Annotated in this window: 15 protein-coding genes, 1 tRNA gene and 1 pseudogene; 8 read left to right on the top strand and 9 right to left on the bottom strand. The window is 69.1% G+C overall.

Annotated elements, in window-relative coordinates; genetic code table 11:
- Positions 1 to 7: 7 nt before the first annotated feature.
- Together H8F24_RS09575 and H8F24_RS09570 are read right to left on the bottom strand one after the other, a co-directional pair.
- Positions 8 to 406 carry a phage holin family protein gene (locus H8F24_RS09575; protein WP_197158738.1) on the bottom strand — a complete coding sequence of 133 codons (399 nt, stop codon included), beginning with the start codon at positions 404 to 406 and terminating at the stop codon, positions 8 to 10.
- Positions 403 to 795 carry a YqjD family protein gene (locus H8F24_RS09570; protein ID WP_197159076.1) on the bottom strand — a complete coding sequence of 131 codons (393 nt, stop codon included), beginning with the start codon at positions 793 to 795 and terminating at the stop codon, positions 403 to 405. The genes H8F24_RS09575 and H8F24_RS09570 overlap by 4 nt, the downstream gene beginning before the upstream one ends.
- A gap of 241 nt (positions 796 to 1,036) precedes the next feature.
- Here H8F24_RS09570 and smc point away from each other — a divergent pair, with 241 nt between their 5' ends.
- Complete coding sequence (gene smc / locus H8F24_RS09565) at positions 1,037 to 4,660, top strand: chromosome segregation protein SMC (RefSeq protein ID WP_197158737.1); 3,624 nt, start codon at positions 1,037 to 1,039, stop codon at positions 4,658 to 4,660.
- A gap of 77 nt (positions 4,661 to 4,737) precedes the next feature.
- Complete coding sequence (locus tag H8F24_RS09560; protein WP_197169580.1) at positions 4,738 to 5,820, top strand: PRC-barrel domain-containing protein; 1,083 nt, start codon at positions 4,738 to 4,740, stop codon at positions 5,818 to 5,820.
- Between the two features lie 9 nt (positions 5,821 to 5,829).
- On the opposite strand, the gene msrB is transcribed toward H8F24_RS09560, so the two are convergent.
- The 3 genes from msrB to H8F24_RS09545 all read right to left on the bottom strand — a co-directional run bounded on the left by msrB (position 5,830) and on the right by H8F24_RS09545 (position 7,735).
- The gene (gene msrB, locus H8F24_RS09555) at positions 5,830 to 6,279 is read right to left on the bottom strand and encodes a peptide-methionine (R)-S-oxide reductase MsrB (protein ID WP_197158735.1); all 450 of its coding nucleotides are present in this window, start codon (positions 6,277 to 6,279) and stop codon (positions 5,830 to 5,832) included.
- Between the two features lie 28 nt (positions 6,280 to 6,307).
- Complete coding sequence (locus tag H8F24_RS09550) at positions 6,308 to 7,612, bottom strand: glycosyl transferase (protein ID WP_231597679.1); 1,305 nt, start codon at positions 7,610 to 7,612, stop codon at positions 6,308 to 6,310.
- 41 nt (positions 7,613 to 7,653) lie between these two features.
- Positions 7,654 to 7,735: transfer RNA gene (locus H8F24_RS09545), tRNA-Leu, on the bottom strand.
- Positions 7,736 to 7,946: 211 nt separating this feature from the next.
- On the opposite strand from H8F24_RS09545, the gene accC reads away from it, so the two are divergent.
- Entirely contained in the window at positions 7,947 to 9,296 is a 1,350-nt protein-coding gene (gene accC / locus H8F24_RS09540; protein ID WP_197158733.1) for an acetyl-CoA carboxylase biotin carboxylase subunit, read from the top strand.
- A gap of 76 nt (positions 9,297 to 9,372) precedes the next feature.
- On the opposite strand, the pseudogene H8F24_RS09535 reads toward accC, so the two are convergent.
- Positions 9,373 to 9,683 (bottom strand): annotated as a pseudogene (locus tag H8F24_RS09535) (YggT family protein).
- A gap of 125 nt (positions 9,684 to 9,808) precedes the next feature.
- Here H8F24_RS09535 and psbX point away from each other — a divergent pair.
- From psbX to H8F24_RS09515, 4 genes are read left to right on the top strand one after another with little or no spacing between them, the layout of a single operon-like run.
- On the top strand, positions 9,809 to 9,931 hold the full coding sequence (psbX, locus tag H8F24_RS09530) for a photosystem II reaction center X protein (RefSeq protein WP_197158731.1): 123 nt from the start codon (positions 9,809 to 9,811) through the stop codon (positions 9,929 to 9,931).
- 58 nt (positions 9,932 to 9,989) lie between these two features.
- A complete protein-coding gene (locus H8F24_RS09525; RefSeq protein WP_197169578.1) occupies positions 9,990 to 11,060 on the top strand; it encodes a Ycf66 family protein in 1,071 nt (356 codons plus the stop codon).
- Positions 11,061 to 11,098: 38 nt separating this feature from the next.
- Complete coding sequence (locus tag H8F24_RS09520) at positions 11,099 to 11,605, top strand: Tol biopolymer transporter periplasmic protein (protein WP_197158729.1); 507 nt, start codon at positions 11,099 to 11,101, stop codon at positions 11,603 to 11,605.
- Entirely contained in the window at positions 11,602 to 12,099 is a 498-nt protein-coding gene (locus H8F24_RS09515) for a hypothetical protein (RefSeq protein WP_197158728.1), read from the top strand. The genes H8F24_RS09520 and H8F24_RS09515 overlap by 4 nt, the downstream gene beginning before the upstream one ends.
- A 4-nt stretch (positions 12,100 to 12,103) precedes the next feature.
- Here H8F24_RS09515 and H8F24_RS09510 read toward each other — a convergent pair whose 3' ends face one another.
- From H8F24_RS09510 to H8F24_RS09500, 3 genes are read right to left on the bottom strand one after another with little or no spacing between them, the layout of a single operon-like run.
- Positions 12,104 to 12,301 carry a chlorophyll a/b-binding protein gene (locus tag H8F24_RS09510; protein ID WP_197169577.1) on the bottom strand — a complete coding sequence of 66 codons (198 nt, stop codon included), beginning with the start codon at positions 12,299 to 12,301 and terminating at the stop codon, positions 12,104 to 12,106.
- A 4-nt stretch (positions 12,302 to 12,305) separates the two neighbouring features.
- The gene (locus tag H8F24_RS09505; protein ID WP_197158726.1) at positions 12,306 to 14,345 is read right to left on the bottom strand and encodes an ABC transporter ATP-binding protein/permease; all 2,040 of its coding nucleotides are present in this window, start codon (positions 14,343 to 14,345) and stop codon (positions 12,306 to 12,308) included.
- A gap of 58 nt (positions 14,346 to 14,403) precedes the next feature.
- Positions 14,404 to 14,748, bottom strand: coding sequence for a histidine triad nucleotide-binding protein (locus H8F24_RS09500; RefSeq protein ID WP_197158725.1), 345 nt, complete (start codon positions 14,746 to 14,748; stop codon positions 14,404 to 14,406).
- Positions 14,749 to 14,805: 57 nt separating this feature from the next.
- On the opposite strand from H8F24_RS09500, the gene H8F24_RS09495 reads away from it, so the two are divergent.
- Positions 14,806 to 16,575: a YifB family Mg chelatase-like AAA ATPase gene (locus tag H8F24_RS09495; protein WP_197169576.1), complete on the top strand. Its 1,770-nt coding sequence runs from the start codon at positions 14,806 to 14,808 to the stop codon at positions 16,573 to 16,575.
- The last annotated feature ends 14 nt before the right edge of the window (positions 16,576 to 16,589 follow it).

The following is a 16,589-nucleotide window of genomic DNA, read 5'->3' as shown; positions in this document are numbered from 1 at the left end:
AGATCCGCTACCGGCCGAACAGGGCTCGGCCGGTGCGGGTCAGGCCGGCCGTGGTCTGGGGCAGATAGGGGCCCTTGAGCAACTGCCCCCCCACCCGCAGAAACAATCCCGCCACCACCAGATCGATGCTGGCGGCACCGAGGGCGGCCTGGATCCAGCTCCAGCGCAGGGCTCCATGCAGCCACAGCACCAGGGCCAGCTCCGCCGCCACCAGGGCCAGCAGCACCAGGGTGAGCCCACCACTGATCAGCAGCGCACCACCGATCAGGCGGCGCCGTTCCTGATCGACCTCCTGCAGCGCGATGCGCACATGCAGGTCCATCACCGAAGTCAGTAGGGCCCCCACCCGGCCGGCCGCCACCCGGGCCGGGCCGGGTTCCCGTCGTTCCTCCTGCCGCTCCTTCATGCCGAGCGCCGCCCCGAACCGAGCAGCAGACCCACAATCAGGCCCACGCCGGCCGCGATGCCCACCGCCAGCAAGGGCCGCTCCCGCACCGGCTTCTCGATGCGGGGGCGCAGGGTGGCATTGAGATCGTCGAGCAGGCTTTCCAGCTGGCGTTCCAGGGGCTCGATGCGGTCGATCAGATGGCGGCTCTGGTCGCCGGCGACATGCAGCAGGTCTTCCAGCTGGTGATGCACGCCCTCAGCGGTACGGCCGGTCTGCTGGGCGATCACCGCGGCGAGGTCGTCAAGGCTGCCGCGGCTGGCCTCCAGGGTGTGACGCGCCACCTCCGGCCACTGCTTCTGAATGATCGGCAGCAGGGCTTCAAAGCGCTCGCGGAAGCGATCCTGCAACGACCCGGTGGAGCCATCTCGCTCAGCAGCGTTCTGCGTGGCGTTGTCCGATGCGTTGTGCGCTGCATTCTCAACGGTGTTCTGAGCAGAGGCATCTGCAGCACTCTCAGCGGCGGCCTGAGCATCGGCGGAGTCCCGGTCCATGGCGGCGACGGTGTTCGGGCGGCTCACCCAAGCTAAGGAGTGGACTTGAGCGTGGAACCACCTCCGCTACATTTCGGCTGCTCGGTGGGCGGGCCTGGTGGTTCACATCAATCAGGTCGAGCTGTCTCAGTTCAAATCGTTCGGCGGATCGGTGGCGATCCCGCTCGAACCCGGTTTCACCGTGGTGACCGGCCCGAACGGCTCCGGCAAGAGCAACATTCTCGATGCCGTGCTCTTTTGCCTCGGCCTGGCCAACAGCCGGGGGATGCGGGCCGAACGGCTGCCCGATCTGATCAACAGCGCCGTGCTGCGCCAGGGACGGGCGGCCGAGGCCTGCGTCACCGTGCGCTTCGACCTGGGCGACTGGCAGCCCGATGAGGCGGAGGCCGGCCTCGATCCCCCCGAGGAGGGTCCCTGGATCCAGGCCGGCCAGAAGGCCTGGAGCGTCACCCGCCGCCTGCGGGTGGCCCCCGGTGGCACCTACAGCAGCAGCTACAGCGCCGATGGGGTGACCTGCAACCTGCAGCAGCTCCAGACCCAGCTGCGGCGCCTGCGGGTCGATCCCGACGGCAGCAACGTGGTGATGCAGGGCGATGTGACCCGCATCGTGTCGATGAGTGCCCGGGAGCGGCGCGGCATCATCGACGAGCTGGCCGGTGTGGCCCTGTTCGACACCCGCATCGCCCAGACGCGCGCCAAGCTCGATGAGGTGCAGGAACGACAGGAGCGTTGCCGCATCGTGGAGCAGGAGCTGCTCCTCTCGCGCCAGAAACTGGAGCGCGACTGCGCCAAGGCCCGCACCTACCAGGAGTTGCGCCAACGGCTGATCACCGGACGGCTTCAGGCCCAGGTGCTGGAAGTGGACGCCGCCCGGCAGCAGCGCGACCAACTGAATCGCCGCCGCGAAGCCCTGGGCCGCCAGCAGATCAGTGATCGCGAAGCCATCGCAACCGCCGAGGCCGAGATCCAGCAGGCAGCCCTGGCCCTGGAGCAGTTGCAGGCGGAGGTGAAAGCCCTCGGGGAAGATCAGCTTCTGTCCGTGCAGGCCGAGCTGGCGGGCCTGGAGGCCAGTGGCCGCGAACTGGCCCGGCAGGCGGAGCGGCACCAGCAGGAGGCCGAAGCCCTGCAGGCGCAACGCCAGAACCTGGCGCAGCGCCAAGGCGAGCTGCGGCGGCAGCGGCAGGAGCTGGATGCCGCCGAAGACAGCGCTGCCCTGGCCACCGCTGAAGGCCGCTGCCGCGACGCGGAGGCGGCCGTGGAACTCTCGCGGCGGCGCCTGGGCGAGGTGGCGGGGCGCTCCGGCACCTGGCTGGAGGAGCAGCGCCAGCGCAGCCAGCAGCGCCAGGCCCTGCAGAACCAGCTGGGACCGCTGCTGGCCGAGCAGCAGCAGCTGGAGGAACGGCTGCGGCAGTGGCAGCAACGGCTGGACGAACTGCAGCTGGAGCGGCAGCAACAGGACGGCAGCCATGCCGAGGCCGCCACCCGCCAGCGGGGCCTGGACGAGGAGCAGACGCAGCTGCAGCAGGCCCTGGGGCAGGCGCAGCGGCAGTTGCAGGATCTGGCGGAGAACCTGGCCCTGCAGCAGCGCACCCGCCAGCGCCTCGAGGTCGAGCAGACCAACCTGGAGCGGGAGATCGCCCGGCTGGACAGCCGGCGGGACACCCTGCAGGAAAGCCGCGGCACCGGAGCGCTGCGGATGCTGCTTGAGGCCGGCCTGGAGGGCATCCACGGACCGGTGGCGCAGCTGGGGGAGGTGGAGGAGCGCCATCGCCTCGCCCTGGAGGTGGCGGCCGGCGCCCGGCTCGGCCAGGTGGTGGTCGACGACGACCGGATCGCCGCCCGCGCCATCGACCTGCTCAAGAACCGGCGGGCCGGACGGCTCACCTTCCTGCCGCTCAACAAGATCCGAGGCGGCGGCGGCGGGGCCAGTGGGGCGGCGGCCCTGCAGCGGGGAGCCGCTCCCGGCACCACCCGAGGTGCCATTGGCGGCGATGGCCTGGTGGGTCGGGCGGTGGAACTGGTGCGCCATGAACCCGTCTACGCCGAGGTGTTCCGCTACGTGTTCGGCGACACGCTGGTGTTCGACACCCTCTCCAGCGCCCGCCGCGAGCTGGGCCGTTGCCGCGCCGTGACCCTCGATGGGGAGCTGCTCGAGAAGAGCGGCGCCATGACCGGCGGCAGCCTGCAGCAGCGCAGCGGCCAGCTCAGCTTCGGCAGCGCCCAGGAGGGCGACGAGGCCGAGCCGTTGCGGCGCCGCCTGCTGGAGCTGGGCGAGAGCCTCCTCGCCAGCCGTCGGCGGGAATCGGGGCTGGCCCAGCAGCTGGAGGCACTGCGGCCGCAACTGCAGGCCCAGCAGCAACGGCTGGCGGCCCTGCAGGCCGAAGCCGGGGCCGCGGAACGGGCTGCGGCACCGGAGCGGGAACGGCAGCAGCGCCTTGATCAGCGACTGGGCGAGCTGGAGACGGCGGCCCTCGCAGACCGGCAGCGGCGGCGGCACCTGCTCACAGCCATTCCGCCCCTGCAACAGGCCCTTGCCGCCCTGGAGCAGGCCGAGACCAGCGCCGGTGGCGGCGGCGACGGGGCCCACTGGCAGGGCCTGCAGAAGGAACTCGAGAACGCCGATCGCAGCCTCTCCGAGGCCCGCCTGCAACGGGACCAGCTGCTGGCGGCGCGCCGTGAACGGGCCCTCAGCAGCGAGCGGGTGGCCAGCCAGCTCGATGCCCTCGCCGGCGACGAACAACGCCTGGCGGAGGCGGTGCGGACCCTGGTGGCTGAGCGGAGTCGCTGGAAGGAACAGCAACAGGCCGAGCAGGAGCGCCGCAGCGAGCTCGAAACCCGGCAGAGTGCCCTCCAGACCCGCTTCGGGGAGCAGCGCCGGGCCCGGGACGCCGCTGAAGGGCGCCTGGCCGGACAGCGCCAGGCCCTGCAGAACCTGCAATGGGAGTTGCAGCGCCTCGGCGAGGAACTGGCCGCCCTGGCCGAGCAGGAACGCAGCGAAGCCCTGCGGCTGGCCCAGCTGGAGCAGGCCCTGCCGGATCCACTGCCGGAGATCCCCGAGGAAGTGCGGCTGGCAGGACTGGAGACGCTGCAGGCCGAACTGGCTCGGATCCAGCAGCGCATGGAGGCTCTGGAGCCTGTGAACATGCTGGCCCTCGAGGAACTCGAACAGCTGGAGCTGCGGCTGGCCGAGCTGGCAGACCGGCTGGAGGTGCTGAGCAGCGAGCGGGAAGAGCTGTTGCTGCGGATCGAAACGGTCGCCACCCTGCGGCAGGAGGCCTTCCTGGAGGCCTTCGTGGCGGTGGATGGACACTTCCGTCGGATCTTCGCCGGGCTCTCCGACGGCGAGGGCTACCTGCAGCTGGAGAACACCGAGCAACCCCTCGAAGGCGGACTCACCCTGGTCGCCCATCCCAAGGGCAAGGCGGTGCGGCGCCTGGCGGCGATGAGCGGCGGCGAGAAGTCCCTCACGGCCCTCAGCTTCCTGTTCGCCCTGCAGCAGTTCCGCCCCTCGCCCTTCTACGCCCTCGACGAGGTGGACAGCTTCCTCGATGGCGTCAACGTGGAGCGCCTGGCGGCCCTGATCGCCAGCCAGGCCGACGACGCCCAGTTCCTGGTGGTGAGCCACCGCCGGCCGATGATCGCCGCGTCCACCCGCACGATCGGCGTCACCCAGGCCCGCGGCGCCCACACCCAGGTGGTCGGTTTGCCGCCTGCGGCCTGAGCCGCGCACGTGGGTCACAATGAGCCGACTGGACGCCAGTCGCCAGCCCCACCGCCGCCCAGCACCGGCCCCCGGACTTGACCTCTTCGATCCCCCCCGCCGCCGATCCGAACGCCTCGGCCCCCAGTGATCGGCTCTGGCTGCGCTCGGAGCTGATGGGCACCCTGGTGATCACCCGCGACACCGGACGCCGCCTTGGGGTGGTGGGAGAAGTGGTGGTGGACATCGATCGCCGCGAGGTGGTGGCCCTGGGTCTGCGCGACAACCCCCTGACCCGCTTCCTGCCCGGCCTGCCCCGCTGGATGCCCCTGGACCGGATCCGCCAGGTGGGCGATGTGATCCTGGTGGATTCGGCCGACTCCCTGGCGGAGGGCTTCAATCCGGACCGCTACAGCAAAGTGATCAACTGCCAGGTGATCACCGAGGCTGGAGAGACGCTGGGCCGGGTGCTGGGCTTCAGCTTTGACATCGAGACCGGCGAACTCACCACCCTGGTGCTGGGTGCCGTGGGCGTACCCCTGCTGGGTGAGGGCGTGCTCAGCACCTGGGAGCTGCCTGTGGAGGAGGTGGTCAGCAGCGGGCCGGATCGGATCATCGTGTACGAAGGCGCTGACGAAAAGCTCAAGCAGCTGGGCTCGGGGCTGCTCGAAAAACTCGGCATCGGCGGACCCAGCTGGGAGCAGGAGGAACGGGAGCGCTACCGCCAGTCGATGGTGCCGGTGGAGAACCAGCTCGCGGCCGGCCAGCCCGCGGCCCAGGAACAACGGCGCATCCAACCCGCCACCAGCCGCTCCTTTGCGCCACGGGAAGAGCTGGAATACGTCGAACTGGAGGAACGCCGCCAGCGCGAGCCCCTGCGTCAGCGTCGCTATCTCGATGAGGACGAGCAGGAGTACCGCTCCTCCCCCTCCAGAGGCCCTGAACGGCTGTCCGATCCCCGTGGTGACCTTGATCGCGGCCCCAGTCCCCGTGAGGATTTTCGCCGCGGTCGCGAGGAGCAAGAGCCCCTGGATCCCCAACCCCTGGACCCGATGCCCTCACGGGCTGAGGTCTATGACCGGGAGCCTGAGATCCGGCGTGGCCCGTTGCCCAGCCGCCGGCCGGCAGCACCGGCCGATCCCCTCGACGTGGACGCCGAAGACCTCACCGATCCCTGGTGAGAGGGGCGGTCAGCCCTCACGAAACGCCAGAGATGCGGAGTTGACGCAGTAGCGCTGGCCCGTGGGACGCGGGCCATCGTTGAACACGTGGCCGAGATGGCTGTCGCAGCGCGCGCAGCGGATTTCGGTCCGGACCATGCCGTGGCTGCTGTCGGTCAGCGTTTTGATGGCGCCGCTGTCGACACCTTCCCAGAAGCTGGGCCAACCGGTACCGGAGTCGAACTTGCTGGCGGAACTGAACAGCTCGGCACCGCAGCAGACGCAGTGGTACATGCCGCTGCCCTTGTGGTTCCAGTAGACGCCGCTGAAGGCCCGCTCGGTACCACCCTGACGGGTCACGGCGTACTGCTCGGGCGTGAGACGCTGACGCCATTCGGCGTCGGACGCCTCAACAAACGACGGAGCTTCGGAACTGAAGCTGCCTGACGTGCAGCTGGCCCCGGGCTGAACATCCGACATCGCGATCAAACAGCGCTGGAGGATCAGCCTAGGCAGCGCTGATCGGGGGCAGCAGGCCTCGCACCAGCTCGGCCAGGGAGGCCACGGCACCGGGTTGGCCGCGCAGGCTGCGCAGGTCGTCGCGCAGGCCCGCCAGCTGGGCCGGATGGTCGAGCCAGTCGGCCGCCTCCGCAGCGATCTCGGCCGGGGTGATCGCCCCCACCCGCTCCGGCACCACGAGGCGGCCCGCGGAGATGTTCGGCCAGGCCAGGAAGCCGCGCTGCCGCATGCGCCAGGCCGTCAGGGCCACCCCCAGCAGCCAGCGCAGGATCGGCAACCGTGCCAGGAGTCCGATCCCGCCATCCCAGGCCTGCATCACCGCGAGATGCTGGGTCGGCACCAGCACCAGCATCGGCACCCCCAGCGCCCCGAGCTCGGCGGTGTTGGCACCCACGGTGGTGAGCGCCAGCCGACACTGACTCAGGGCCCCATGCACCGGATGGGTCTCGAGCAGGTCGATGCGAGTGCCGGCAGGCGTCACCAGGGCACGGCCCCCGGCCAAGGGGGATGGGGCGGTGCCGGAGCCAGGCGCCGGCAGAGCGCGCTCCAACCTCGGTTCGCCGGTGCCGTAGTGCTGCTGGATCGGATTGGCCGGCCCGGCGTAGGCCAGCAGCTCCTGGACCGACGTGGTGGGCGCCACCGGCAGCAGGAAGCGGCAGCCCGGCCGCAGGGCCGCCAGACGATCGGCCGTGTCCAGCAGGAAGGGCATGCCCACCTGCAGCTTGGCCCGCTTGGAGCCCGGCAGCAACGCCACCCACTCCCCCGGCGGCAGCGGAGCTTCATCGCGGGCCTGCGCCGACAGGTCGGCCATCAGATCGCCCACCACGGTGCAGCGCTGGCGCCAGCGGGGCTTGAGCCGGTCGGCCGCGGCTGGCCCCATGGCGGCGATCCGGTCGTTCCAACGGGGCCAGCGCGCCACCCATTCGGCATAGGTGAGGTGGCGATAACCGAGCCGGGCCGAGAGCAGCACGGTCCAGAACTGGTCACCGCCCAGAAACACCACCACTCCCTGACGCGGCCAGGCGGCATGGCGGCGCGGACGCAGCAGCAGGCCCCAGAAGCGGTGGGCCGGCCAGATCCGCTCGAACAGCTGCCAGCCCTCGGCGACGCCATGCTCCGCTCCGGTGGCATTGGGACAGGGCACCAGCACCAGCCGCAGACTGAAGGGTGCATCCGGAACCAGGGGCCTCAGGGGCAGGAGCTCGTGCAGCCGCCGCGCCAGGGGACGAACCCAGGTGGTGAGCTCACCCGGGCCATTGCACACCAGCGTGATGGCGGCAGTGGAATCCGGCACGGAGCGGACCACCTGATGGAGAGCAGGGTGTGAAAAAAGAGTGCGGATGGCGAGACTTGAACTCGCAAGACCGAAGTCACACGCCCCTCAAACGTGCGTGTCTACCAATTCCACCACATCCGCAGGGATCGTCTGGAGTCCAGGCTCCATCCGGGTGGGAGACGGCCGGAGCCGCTCGGCCAGCAATATACCTAGCGCCCGTCCCCACGGATCTGCGCCCTGGGATCGCGTCGGGGATGGCAAGGGGGCCTGTGAGCGCTGATACAGTCCGCTCCGGCCTGCACGCAGCGGCCAGCCCGCAGTTTCCACTGCCCCGTCCCTGCCTCGTTCGCGGATGCCCATCGGCAAACTGCTGATCGCCAACCGTGGCGAGATCGCCCTACGCATCATTCGCAGTTGCCGCGAGCTCGGCATTGCCACGGTGGCCGTCTACAGCACGGTCGATCGCAACGCTCTGCACGTTCAGCTGGCCGATGAAGCGGTCTGCGTGGGCGAAGCCCCCAGCAGCAAGAGTTACCTCAACATCCCCAATATCCTGGCGGCCGCCACCTCCCGCGGTGCCGACGCCATCCATCCCGGCTACGGCTTCCTGGCCGAGAACGACCGCTTCGCCGAGATCTGCGCCGACCACGGCATCACCTTCGTCGGCCCCTCGCCCGAGGCGATCCGGGCCATGGGCGACAAGTCGACTGCCAAGGCCACGATGCAGGCGGTGGGAGTCCCCACCATCCCCGGCAGCGAGGGACTGCTGGCCACGGCAGCCGAAGCGGCCAGCCTCGCCGCCACCATGGGCTACCCGGTGATGATCAAGGCCACCGCCGGCGGGGGTGGTCGGGGCATGCGGCTCGTGCCTAGCGCCGATCAGCTGGAGAAGCTGTTCAAGGCGGCCCAGGGGGAAGCGGAAGCCGCCTTCGGCAACCCGGGCCTCTACATGGAGAAATTCATCGACCGCCCCCGGCACGTGGAGGTGCAGGTGCTGGCGGATCGCCACGGCAACGTGGTGCACCTGGGTGAGCGCGACTGCTCCATCCAGCGCCGCCATCAGAAGCTGCTCGAGGAAGCCCCGAGCGTGGCGATCAACGCCGATCTGCGGCGCCAGATGGGAGAGGCGGCGGTGGCCGCAGCCCGCAGCATCGGCTACGAGGGTGCCGGCACCGTGGAATTCCTGGTGGACCGCGAGGGCAAGTTCTATTTCATGGAGATGAACACCCGCATCCAGGTGGAGCATCCCGTCACCGAGATGGTGACCGGAGTCGACCTGATCGCCGAACAACTGCGCATTGCCGGCGGCGAACCGATCAGCGTCCGGCAGGACGAGATCAAACTCACCGGCCATGCCATCGAGTGCCGCATCAATGCCGAGGACCCTCGCCAGAACTTCCGCCCAGCCCCGGGCCGGATCACGGGCTGGCTGCCGCCTGGTGGTCCTGGCGTGCGGGTGGACAGCCACGTCTACACGGGCTACGAGATCCCACCCTTCTACGACTCGCTGATCGGCAAGCTGATCGTCTGGGGGGTGGACCGGGAGGCCGCCATCAAGCGGATGCACCGTGCCCTGTCCGAGTGTGCGGTGACCGGCATCCCCACCACGATCGACTTCCACCTGGCTCTGCTGGATCGCCCCGAGTTCCGCAGCGGCGATCTCCACACCAAATTCGTTGAAGAGGAGATGCTGCCCTTCTAGGGCGCCATGGCCAGGCCGAAAGCGCCGCCTTTGAATTGCAGAACGGCAACCAGGCCAAGGCCCTGAGCCACAGCCCCTAAGCCACAGTCGAGCTGCGCAGCAGCATCAGGGTGAGCAGACCCTGCTGGCCCACCAGCAGTTCGCGCACCAGGCTGATCAGGCCCACCCACACCACCGGGGTGACATCCACCCCGCCGATCGGTTGGATCAGGCGGCGGGTGGGGGCCAGCAGGGGCTCGGTGGGGACGCTCACCAGCCGCATCACCCCCTTGGCCAGATCGATCTGGGGGTACCAGGTGAGCACGATGCGAAACAGGAACAGCAGCGTCCAGCCCGCCAGCAGCAGCCCAGCAGCAGCCCCAGCAGCAGGTGTGCCAGCGGCAGCAGCTCCAGGCGGGGCAAGGCAGGGGGCGTCACAAAGCTCTAAGCGGCTGGAAAGGAATCGTAGGAACCCGCCAGCGCTGCCTAAGATCGCCCTTCAAACCCTTGGCGTCTGCGACGCCATCGCCGCCATGACTCCTTCCCTCGCCAACTTCCTGAGCAGCCTCGCCTGGGGGGCGGTGATCGTGGTCATCCCGATCACCCTGGCGCTGGTGCTGATCAGCCAGAACGACCAGGTCGACCGTCGCCTCTGATCAGAACATCCACGCCGGGTCCTTACAGTGGAGCTGACGCTCCGTTGGACCGTGCGCTGTGGTTAATGCCAGTCTGAACTGGGCCAGCATCGTTGGCATCGTGCTGGCGGTAGGTGGGGCCTTCCTCTATTTCATGAGGAGCTTTAAGCCTGCACTGGCCCGCGATTACGACGTCTTCTTTGCCGCCGTGGGCCTGCTCTGCGGTGGCATTCTCTTTTTTCAGGGCTGGCGTCTCGATCCGATCCTCCAGTTCGGTCAGTTCCTGCTGGCCGGCACCACGGTGTTCTTCGCCTATGAGAGCGTGCGTCTGCGGGGCGTGACCACCGAACAGGCACGACGCTCGTCCTACTTCGAAGACGAGGACCCGATCGAACCGTCCCGCCCCCGCATGGGTGGCGGCCGCGGCTACGACGACGACTACGACCGGTTCGATGAGCCCCAGCCGGTGCGCCGTGGCATCCGCTCCCGCGATCCCGACGACGGAGACCAGGACGATTTCTACCGACCCAGCCGGGTCAGCCGTGCCGCCATTCCGGAGCGTGCGGCAAGCCGGCGATCCAGTGGCAGTGACCAGTGGGACAACGCTGGTCCTGGTCCAGACGAGCGATCCGGACGCCCGCCCCGCAGACCTGCAGGCGATCTTCGTGGTGAGACCCGGGGCGAAGACGACAGGCCACCACGGGCCTCCCGCTATGCAGCAGGTGCCCCTCAGGGCGACAGCGGCAGCTTCGGAGCCCGCCGGCGCCAACGGGAGACCACCCCGGAACCGCGCCGCGGCAGCCGGCCCGGCGCCACCGATGGGATGCCACGCTCCAGCCGCCGCCCCAGTGGCTCTCCCGACACCTCCAGCTGGGGCAGCTCCACCGGGGTGGGCCCCGCCGGAACCCCTCCGCCGCGCAGCTCAGCCCAGCCGGGCCCAGGATCGCCTGGCCCGGCCCCGGGTGTTCCGCAGGGCACCTCCTACCGCAGCCGCCCAGGCGCTTCCGCATCAGTGAGCGATGCGGAGTTCACGCCGGTGAGGCCCACGGAGCCAGGCCCAGCTCCTGGCCAGACCACAGGTCCCACCCGGACCAACACGCCCAGCGACACCAGCCCGTCCCGGGATAACAGCTCCCGGTTCGACGACTGAGACCTCCAGCCGGCCTCAGCCTGGCCCTGCTGATCGGCTTGTCTGGCTGCGCCCTTCCCTGGGGGCTGCGGCGCCAGGCCGCCGTACCGTTGGGGCTGGGTGCTGAAGGCCGGGAGCAACCGGCCCTCAGCGGCGACGGACGCCTGCTCGCCTCCCTGGTCGAGCGCGGCGGCCGTACCACGGTGCTGCTGCAGGAGCGGCGCAGCGGCAAGGTGCTGCCCCTGCGCCATCTACGCACGCATCAGCCGCACGCCTCACCCTCGCTGAGCTGGAACGGTCGCTACCTGGCCTTGCTGATCCAGCGGGGCCAGCGCCGCGATGCCGTGATCGAAGATCGGCTCAGGGGCTCCCTGTTGCCATTGCGCCTGGGCGGTGATCGGGAACCGCAGCGGCTGAGCCTCGCCCCCGATGGCCAGCGGATCGCCATTGAGATGGTGGTGGCCGGCCGCCGCCAGGTCGAGGTCTACGACCTTGGCGGCTGGCTGGAGCCGGATCTGCCGGGTGCCCAGGCCTTGCAGGGTGGTGGCCCTGGCCCGCAGCCATGAGAAGCCGCGTCCGCCTGGCGAGCCTTCGGTTGATCCCGTTGGCACTGGCCGCCCTGCTGGGCGGATGTCTCGGAGGCGGGCCGCGTCCCCTGTTCGGACTCAACGCCCAACTGGCCCGGGAGGGCAGCAGCCACGACCCGGCCCTGGCAGGGCCCTGGCTGGCCTTGATCCGCGGACGGCAGGGACGGGAGCGGGCAGAGCTGCTGGATCTGCGGCGCACAGCTCCCGTGCCAGTGCCGGGCCTGAACCGGCCCGATGCCCAGCCCCTGAGTCTCTCGGTAGATCAGCGGGGAGAGCGCCTCGCCCTGGTGCGCCAGCTGGAGGGACGCACCGAACTGCTGCTCTATCGCCGCTCGTTGCAGAGCCTGCAGCGGATCCCCATCGAACCGGCCGGAGTGCCGCGCCTGGTGAGCCTCAGCGCCGATGGCAGGGTGCTGGCCGTGCAGGTGAGCCGCGGCGGACTCTGGCAGGTGGATCTGATCGAGCTGCCGTGAGCGCTCAGGGCACCAAGCCGGCCCAGTGCAGGAAGGTGTCGCGGCTGAAGGCCTCAATCAGCAGCACCGCCGCAAATCCGAGCATGGCGAAGCGACCGTTCACCCGCTCGGCATAGCCACTCCAGCCAAACGCGGGCTGGTCGGGCGTGGTGGCACTGGTGGCCGGAACGTTGGCGTCAACTGGGCTGTCAGCGGAGCTCATCGCGTCAGGCATGGCGGCCCACGTCATAGCCGGCCGCCGGCAGCAAGCGCCATCCGCCGCGGCCATCGAGTTCGAGAACCGTGTCGTGGAACGCCGTGAGAGTGGGGCGATGGCCCACGCTCACGAAGGCCATGTCCCGCTGGACCAACAGGTCGTAGAGATGCCGTTCGGTGGCCACATCGAGGGCACTGGTGGCCTCATCGAGCACCACGAAGCGGGGCGCGCTCAGCAGCAGGCGTGCGAAGGCGAGACGCTGCTGCTCCCCCAGCGACAACAGCCGGGGCCAGTCCTGAATGATGTCGAGATCGGGATAGCGATGCACCAGCTCCGGCAGCTTGACCTGTTCGAGCACATGGCGCAGTTGCTCATCACTGAAGCGATCGCTGGGCTGGGGATAGCAGAGCTGCTCCCGCAGGCTGCCCAGGATCATGTAGGGCTTCTGGGGAATGAACAGCAGCTCGCCTTCGGGGGGGCGCTGCACGGCACCCGCCCCAGCCGGCCAGAGGCCACTCACCAGACGGAGGAAGGAGGTCTTGCCGCAACCGGAAGGCCCCACCACCAGCAGGCGCTGGTCGGCACCGATCTCGAGGCTGAGGTCGTGGATCAGCACGCGCTGGGTGCGCGGCGGCACCAGATCCACATGACTCACCAGGATCGAATCGGGCCGCACCGCCAGGCCATCGGAACCGATCGGCGCTACCGCGCCTGCCCCCCCAGGGGAACCGGTCAGTCGCTGCTCACTCGCCTCGAGCTCGGCCATCTCACGACCGATCTCCTCGACCTTGCCCTGGAAACCCTCAAGACGGCTGATCGAAGCGGAGAAAGCGGCCAGCTGGTCGATGTTGTTGACGATATAACTCACCGAGAACAGAACCTGGCTGAAGGCAATACTGGCCTGGCCGAAGACACCGAAATCGACCTCCTTGGCGAAGTAGATCGGCGCGATCACCAGCCAGGGCAGGAAGCGGGAGAAGTAGTCGTAGGAGCGCTGGATCACACTGATCATCGCCGTCCAGACGATCAGGCGGTCATAGTTGCGAATCGCGCCGCTCAGCCGACGCCCGGCCTCCTTGCCCTCCTGACCTTCGCCGCGATAGAAGGCGATCGCCTCGGCGTTGTCACGGATATGGACGAGGCCGTAGCGGAAGTCGGCCTCAAGCTTGAGCTGCTGGTAGTTGAGGATCACCAGCTTGCGACTGGCGAAAACGATCAACGCCGTACCGAACACGGAATAGGCCAGCAACAGCAGCGCCAGTCGACTGTTGATGCTCCACAAGACGATAATGAAACTGAAGAATGTCAGCAGAGCCGAGAGGATCTCAACCGTGACACTCAGACTGGTCGAGGTGAAGCTGGCCGCATCCTGCGAAATCCGCTGATCAGGGTTATCGATCTCCTCGGCAGATTCGTCGTTGGGATTCAGAACATAGTAGGCACGATTGGTGAGATAGCGTGTCAGCAAACGACCGCTCAGCCACTCTCTCCAGAGCAGCCCCAACTTGGGGATGAGATAGCTCTGAATCGCCCGGATCGGCAAGGCCAACACCAGGCAGAAGGCATAGATCGCCACCGTTTTCCAGAATCCATCCTGGTCATAGGCCACCAAGGTGTTATCGACATTGCGGGCAACAAAGCTGATGCCCACGTTGATGCCATTGATCACCAGGATCAGCAGGGTGATCACCCCCAGCAGCAGCCACGGCAGCCAGCGCCCCTGACGCAGCCGGCCCCGCAGAGCTCCGAAGGCAGCCAGGCCCGCCACGAACAGCAGCATCACCACAGCCCCGATCGGCCCCTGCCAGATCGCGTTGATCTGCTGCGGCACCCCCGGCAGGAAGCGGTCGCGCAGGTCGGGAATGAAGGCCCCTGCCCCGGCCACCACGGCGGTGAAAATCAGCAGCGTGACTCCCACCACCACCGCCACCAGGGCCAGCACCAGCAGCAGGAACTGGCCGGCACTGCTCTCCTCCACCGGCAGGAAATAGGGCTGGGCCAGGCGCTGCAGCTTCGCGAGCTGATCGCGGAACGCCTTGAGCGGATTCATGGAGCGCAGCAGATCAGGTCATTGTCGCCGCTGCCGTCCCCTGGCCTGGCCCCCCGCCTCAGCCGGGGGGCCAGGCCAGGGGACGGCCGCCGATCACGTGCACATGCAGATGGAACACGGTCTGCCCCGCCTCGGCCCCGGAGTTGATCACCGTGCGCCAGCTGCTGAGGCCCTCCTGGCGCGCCACCTTCGCCGCCACCAGGAGGAGGTGGCCGAGCAGGGCCCCATGCTCCTCGCCGGCATCCGCCAGCTGGGCCAGGGGCTCACGCGGGATCACCAGCACATGCACCGGGGCCTGGGGGGCCACATCCCGAAAGGCCAGGCAGAGATCGTCGGCATACACCTCGTCGCAGGGGATCTCACCACGCAGGATGCGCCCGAAGATCGTGTCGCCGCTGGCCATGGCACCGGAAGGGGATGAGACGGGGGTGGCACTGACACTGCAGCGACCCCTGGCGTGATGTTGGCACGATCCTGCAGTGCGGCCCTGCAGGGCCTGGAGGCTGTGCCGGTGCAGGTGGAAGTGGACATCGCCCCCGGGCTGCCCGGCCTGCAGATGGTGGGACTGGCGGATACGGCGATTCAGGAGGCGCGGGAGCGGGTGCGGGCGGCAATCCGCAACAGCGGCCTCAAGGTGCCGCTGACCCGGGTGGTGGTGAGCCTGGCGCCGGCGGATCTGCGCAAGGAAGGGCCCTGGTTCGACCTGCCGATCGCCCTTGGGATGCTGGTGGCCAGCGGCCAGCTGCCGCAGGCGCGACTGGAGGGGATCTGGAGTGCGGCGGAACTGGGGTTGGACGGGCGGCTGCGGCCGGTCCGTGGCGTGCTGGCCCAGGCCCTGGCGGCCAGCCGCGGTGGGGCCAGGGCCCTCGTGGTGCCACGGGCCAATGCCGCCGAAGCCGCCTTGGTGGAGACCCTGCCCCTCTGGCCGGCGGACACCCTGCAGGAGGTGCTGGAACTGCTGCGGGATCCCAGCAAGGCCCCGCCACCGGGATCGCTGAGCCCGGCGGCCACTCGGCAACCGGGCCCTGGAGATCAACGGGAACCCGTGGATCCCGATCGCCCCCAGGGAGGTCGCAGCGATCTCGATCTGGCCGACGTGGAAGGGCAGCAGCACGGACGGCGCGCCCTCGAGATCGCTGCGGCGGGCCATCACCATCTGCTGCTGGTGGGTCCGCCAGGCAGCGGCAAGACGATGCTGGCGCGGCGCCTGGCGGGTCTGATGCCGCCCCTGGAGCGGGACGAAGCCCTCGAACTCACCCAGCTGCATTCGGTGGCAGGCCTCCTCCGCGCTGAAACCAGCCTGCTGCTGCAGAGGCCTTTCCGCAGCCCGCATCACAGCTGCACCGCCGCTGCGCTGATCGGCGGCGGGGCCCATCCCAGGCCCGGCGAACTCAGCCTGGCCCACCAGGGCGTTCTGTTCCTCGATGAGCTCACCGAGTTTCGCCGGGAGGTGTTGGAACTGCTGCGCCAGCCCCTGGAGGAGGGGGAGGTGTGGATCAGCCGCAACCGCCTGCGCTGCCGCTTTCCCTGCCGCACCACCCTGGTGGCGGCCACCAACCCCTGCCCCTGCGGCTGGCATGGGGATCCTCAGCGGGCCTGCAGCTGTGGCGTCGTGCAGCGGCGGCGCTACTGGAACCGGCTGTCCGGCCCCCTGCTGGATCGAATTGATCTGCAGGTGGTGATGCAGCGCCCATCCGCCGCCTCCCTGGCCCGCCGCTACGGGTACGGGGCAGCGGCACAGGGAACCACCAGGTCAGGCAGTGCAGCGGCTGCAAACTCCATCTCTGCCGGGACTGGCACCATCCACGAAGGTGCCGAACAGACAGGCCTGCCGGAATCCAGCGCCATCGTGGCCGGCAGGGTGGCAGCGGCTCGCACCAGCATGCGTCGCCACAATCCGCAGGGCTGCGCCAACGCCGCACTGCCGGCGGCGGAGCTGCGCCGGGTCCTCAACCCCAGCCCGGCGGCACTGGAACTGTGGGAGGCCAGCGTGCACCACCGCCAGCTGAGCGCGCGGGCGGCGGAGCGGGTGCTGCGCGTCGCCCGCACAATCGCCGACCTGGAGCAGGCCCGCACTGAGCTTGCACATGTTGGCGTGAGCCAAGCGCTGCTCGACCAGGTGCAGTCAGACGATGCAGATTCCACCGAACGGATGCCGGTGAGCGAGCGGGCCGTGGCCGAGGCCCTCAGTTATCGCTCCTTTGACGGCCTCACGCAGGATCGGAGCTGAGCGGGGGCCAAAAG

Source organism: Synechococcus sp. CBW1002 (assembly GCF_015840915.1).
Lineage (GTDB): Bacteria > Cyanobacteriota > Cyanobacteriia > PCC-6307 > Cyanobiaceae > CBW1002.
The sequence above is the reverse complement of the archived record's forward strand: the minus strand, read 5'-3'. Positions and strand labels throughout refer to the sequence as shown.

What these genes read in the sequence shown, in the direction of transcription:
- H8F24_RS09575 (WP_197158738.1), bottom strand. Translation starts at nt 406, where the DNA reads ATGAAGGAGCGGCAGGAGGAACGACGGGAACCCGGCCCGGCCCGGGTG.
- accC (WP_197158733.1), top strand. Translation starts at nt 7,947, where the DNA reads ATGCCCATCGGCAAACTGCTGATCGCCAACCGTGGCGAGATCGCCCTA.
- psbX (WP_197158731.1), top strand. Translation starts at nt 9,809, where the DNA reads ATGACTCCTTCCCTCGCCAACTTCCTGAGCAGCCTCGCCTGGGGGGCG.
- H8F24_RS09505 (WP_197158726.1), bottom strand. Translation starts at nt 14,345, where the DNA reads ATGAATCCGCTCAAGGCGTTCCGCGATCAGCTCGCGAAGCTGCAGCGC.
- H8F24_RS09495 (WP_197169576.1), top strand. Translation starts at nt 14,806, where the DNA reads ATGTTGGCACGATCCTGCAGTGCGGCCCTGCAGGGCCTGGAGGCTGTG.
- H8F24_RS09510 (WP_197169577.1), bottom strand. Translation starts at nt 12,301, where the DNA reads ATGAGCTCCGCTGACAGCCCAGTTGACGCCAACGTTCCGGCCACCAGT.
- H8F24_RS09515 (WP_197158728.1), top strand. Translation starts at nt 11,602, where the DNA reads ATGAGAAGCCGCGTCCGCCTGGCGAGCCTTCGGTTGATCCCGTTGGCA.
- H8F24_RS09500 (WP_197158725.1), bottom strand. Translation starts at nt 14,748, where the DNA reads ATGGCCAGCGGCGACACGATCTTCGGGCGCATCCTGCGTGGTGAGATC.
- msrB (WP_197158735.1), bottom strand. Translation starts at nt 6,279, where the DNA reads ATGTCGGATGTTCAGCCCGGGGCCAGCTGCACGTCAGGCAGCTTCAGT.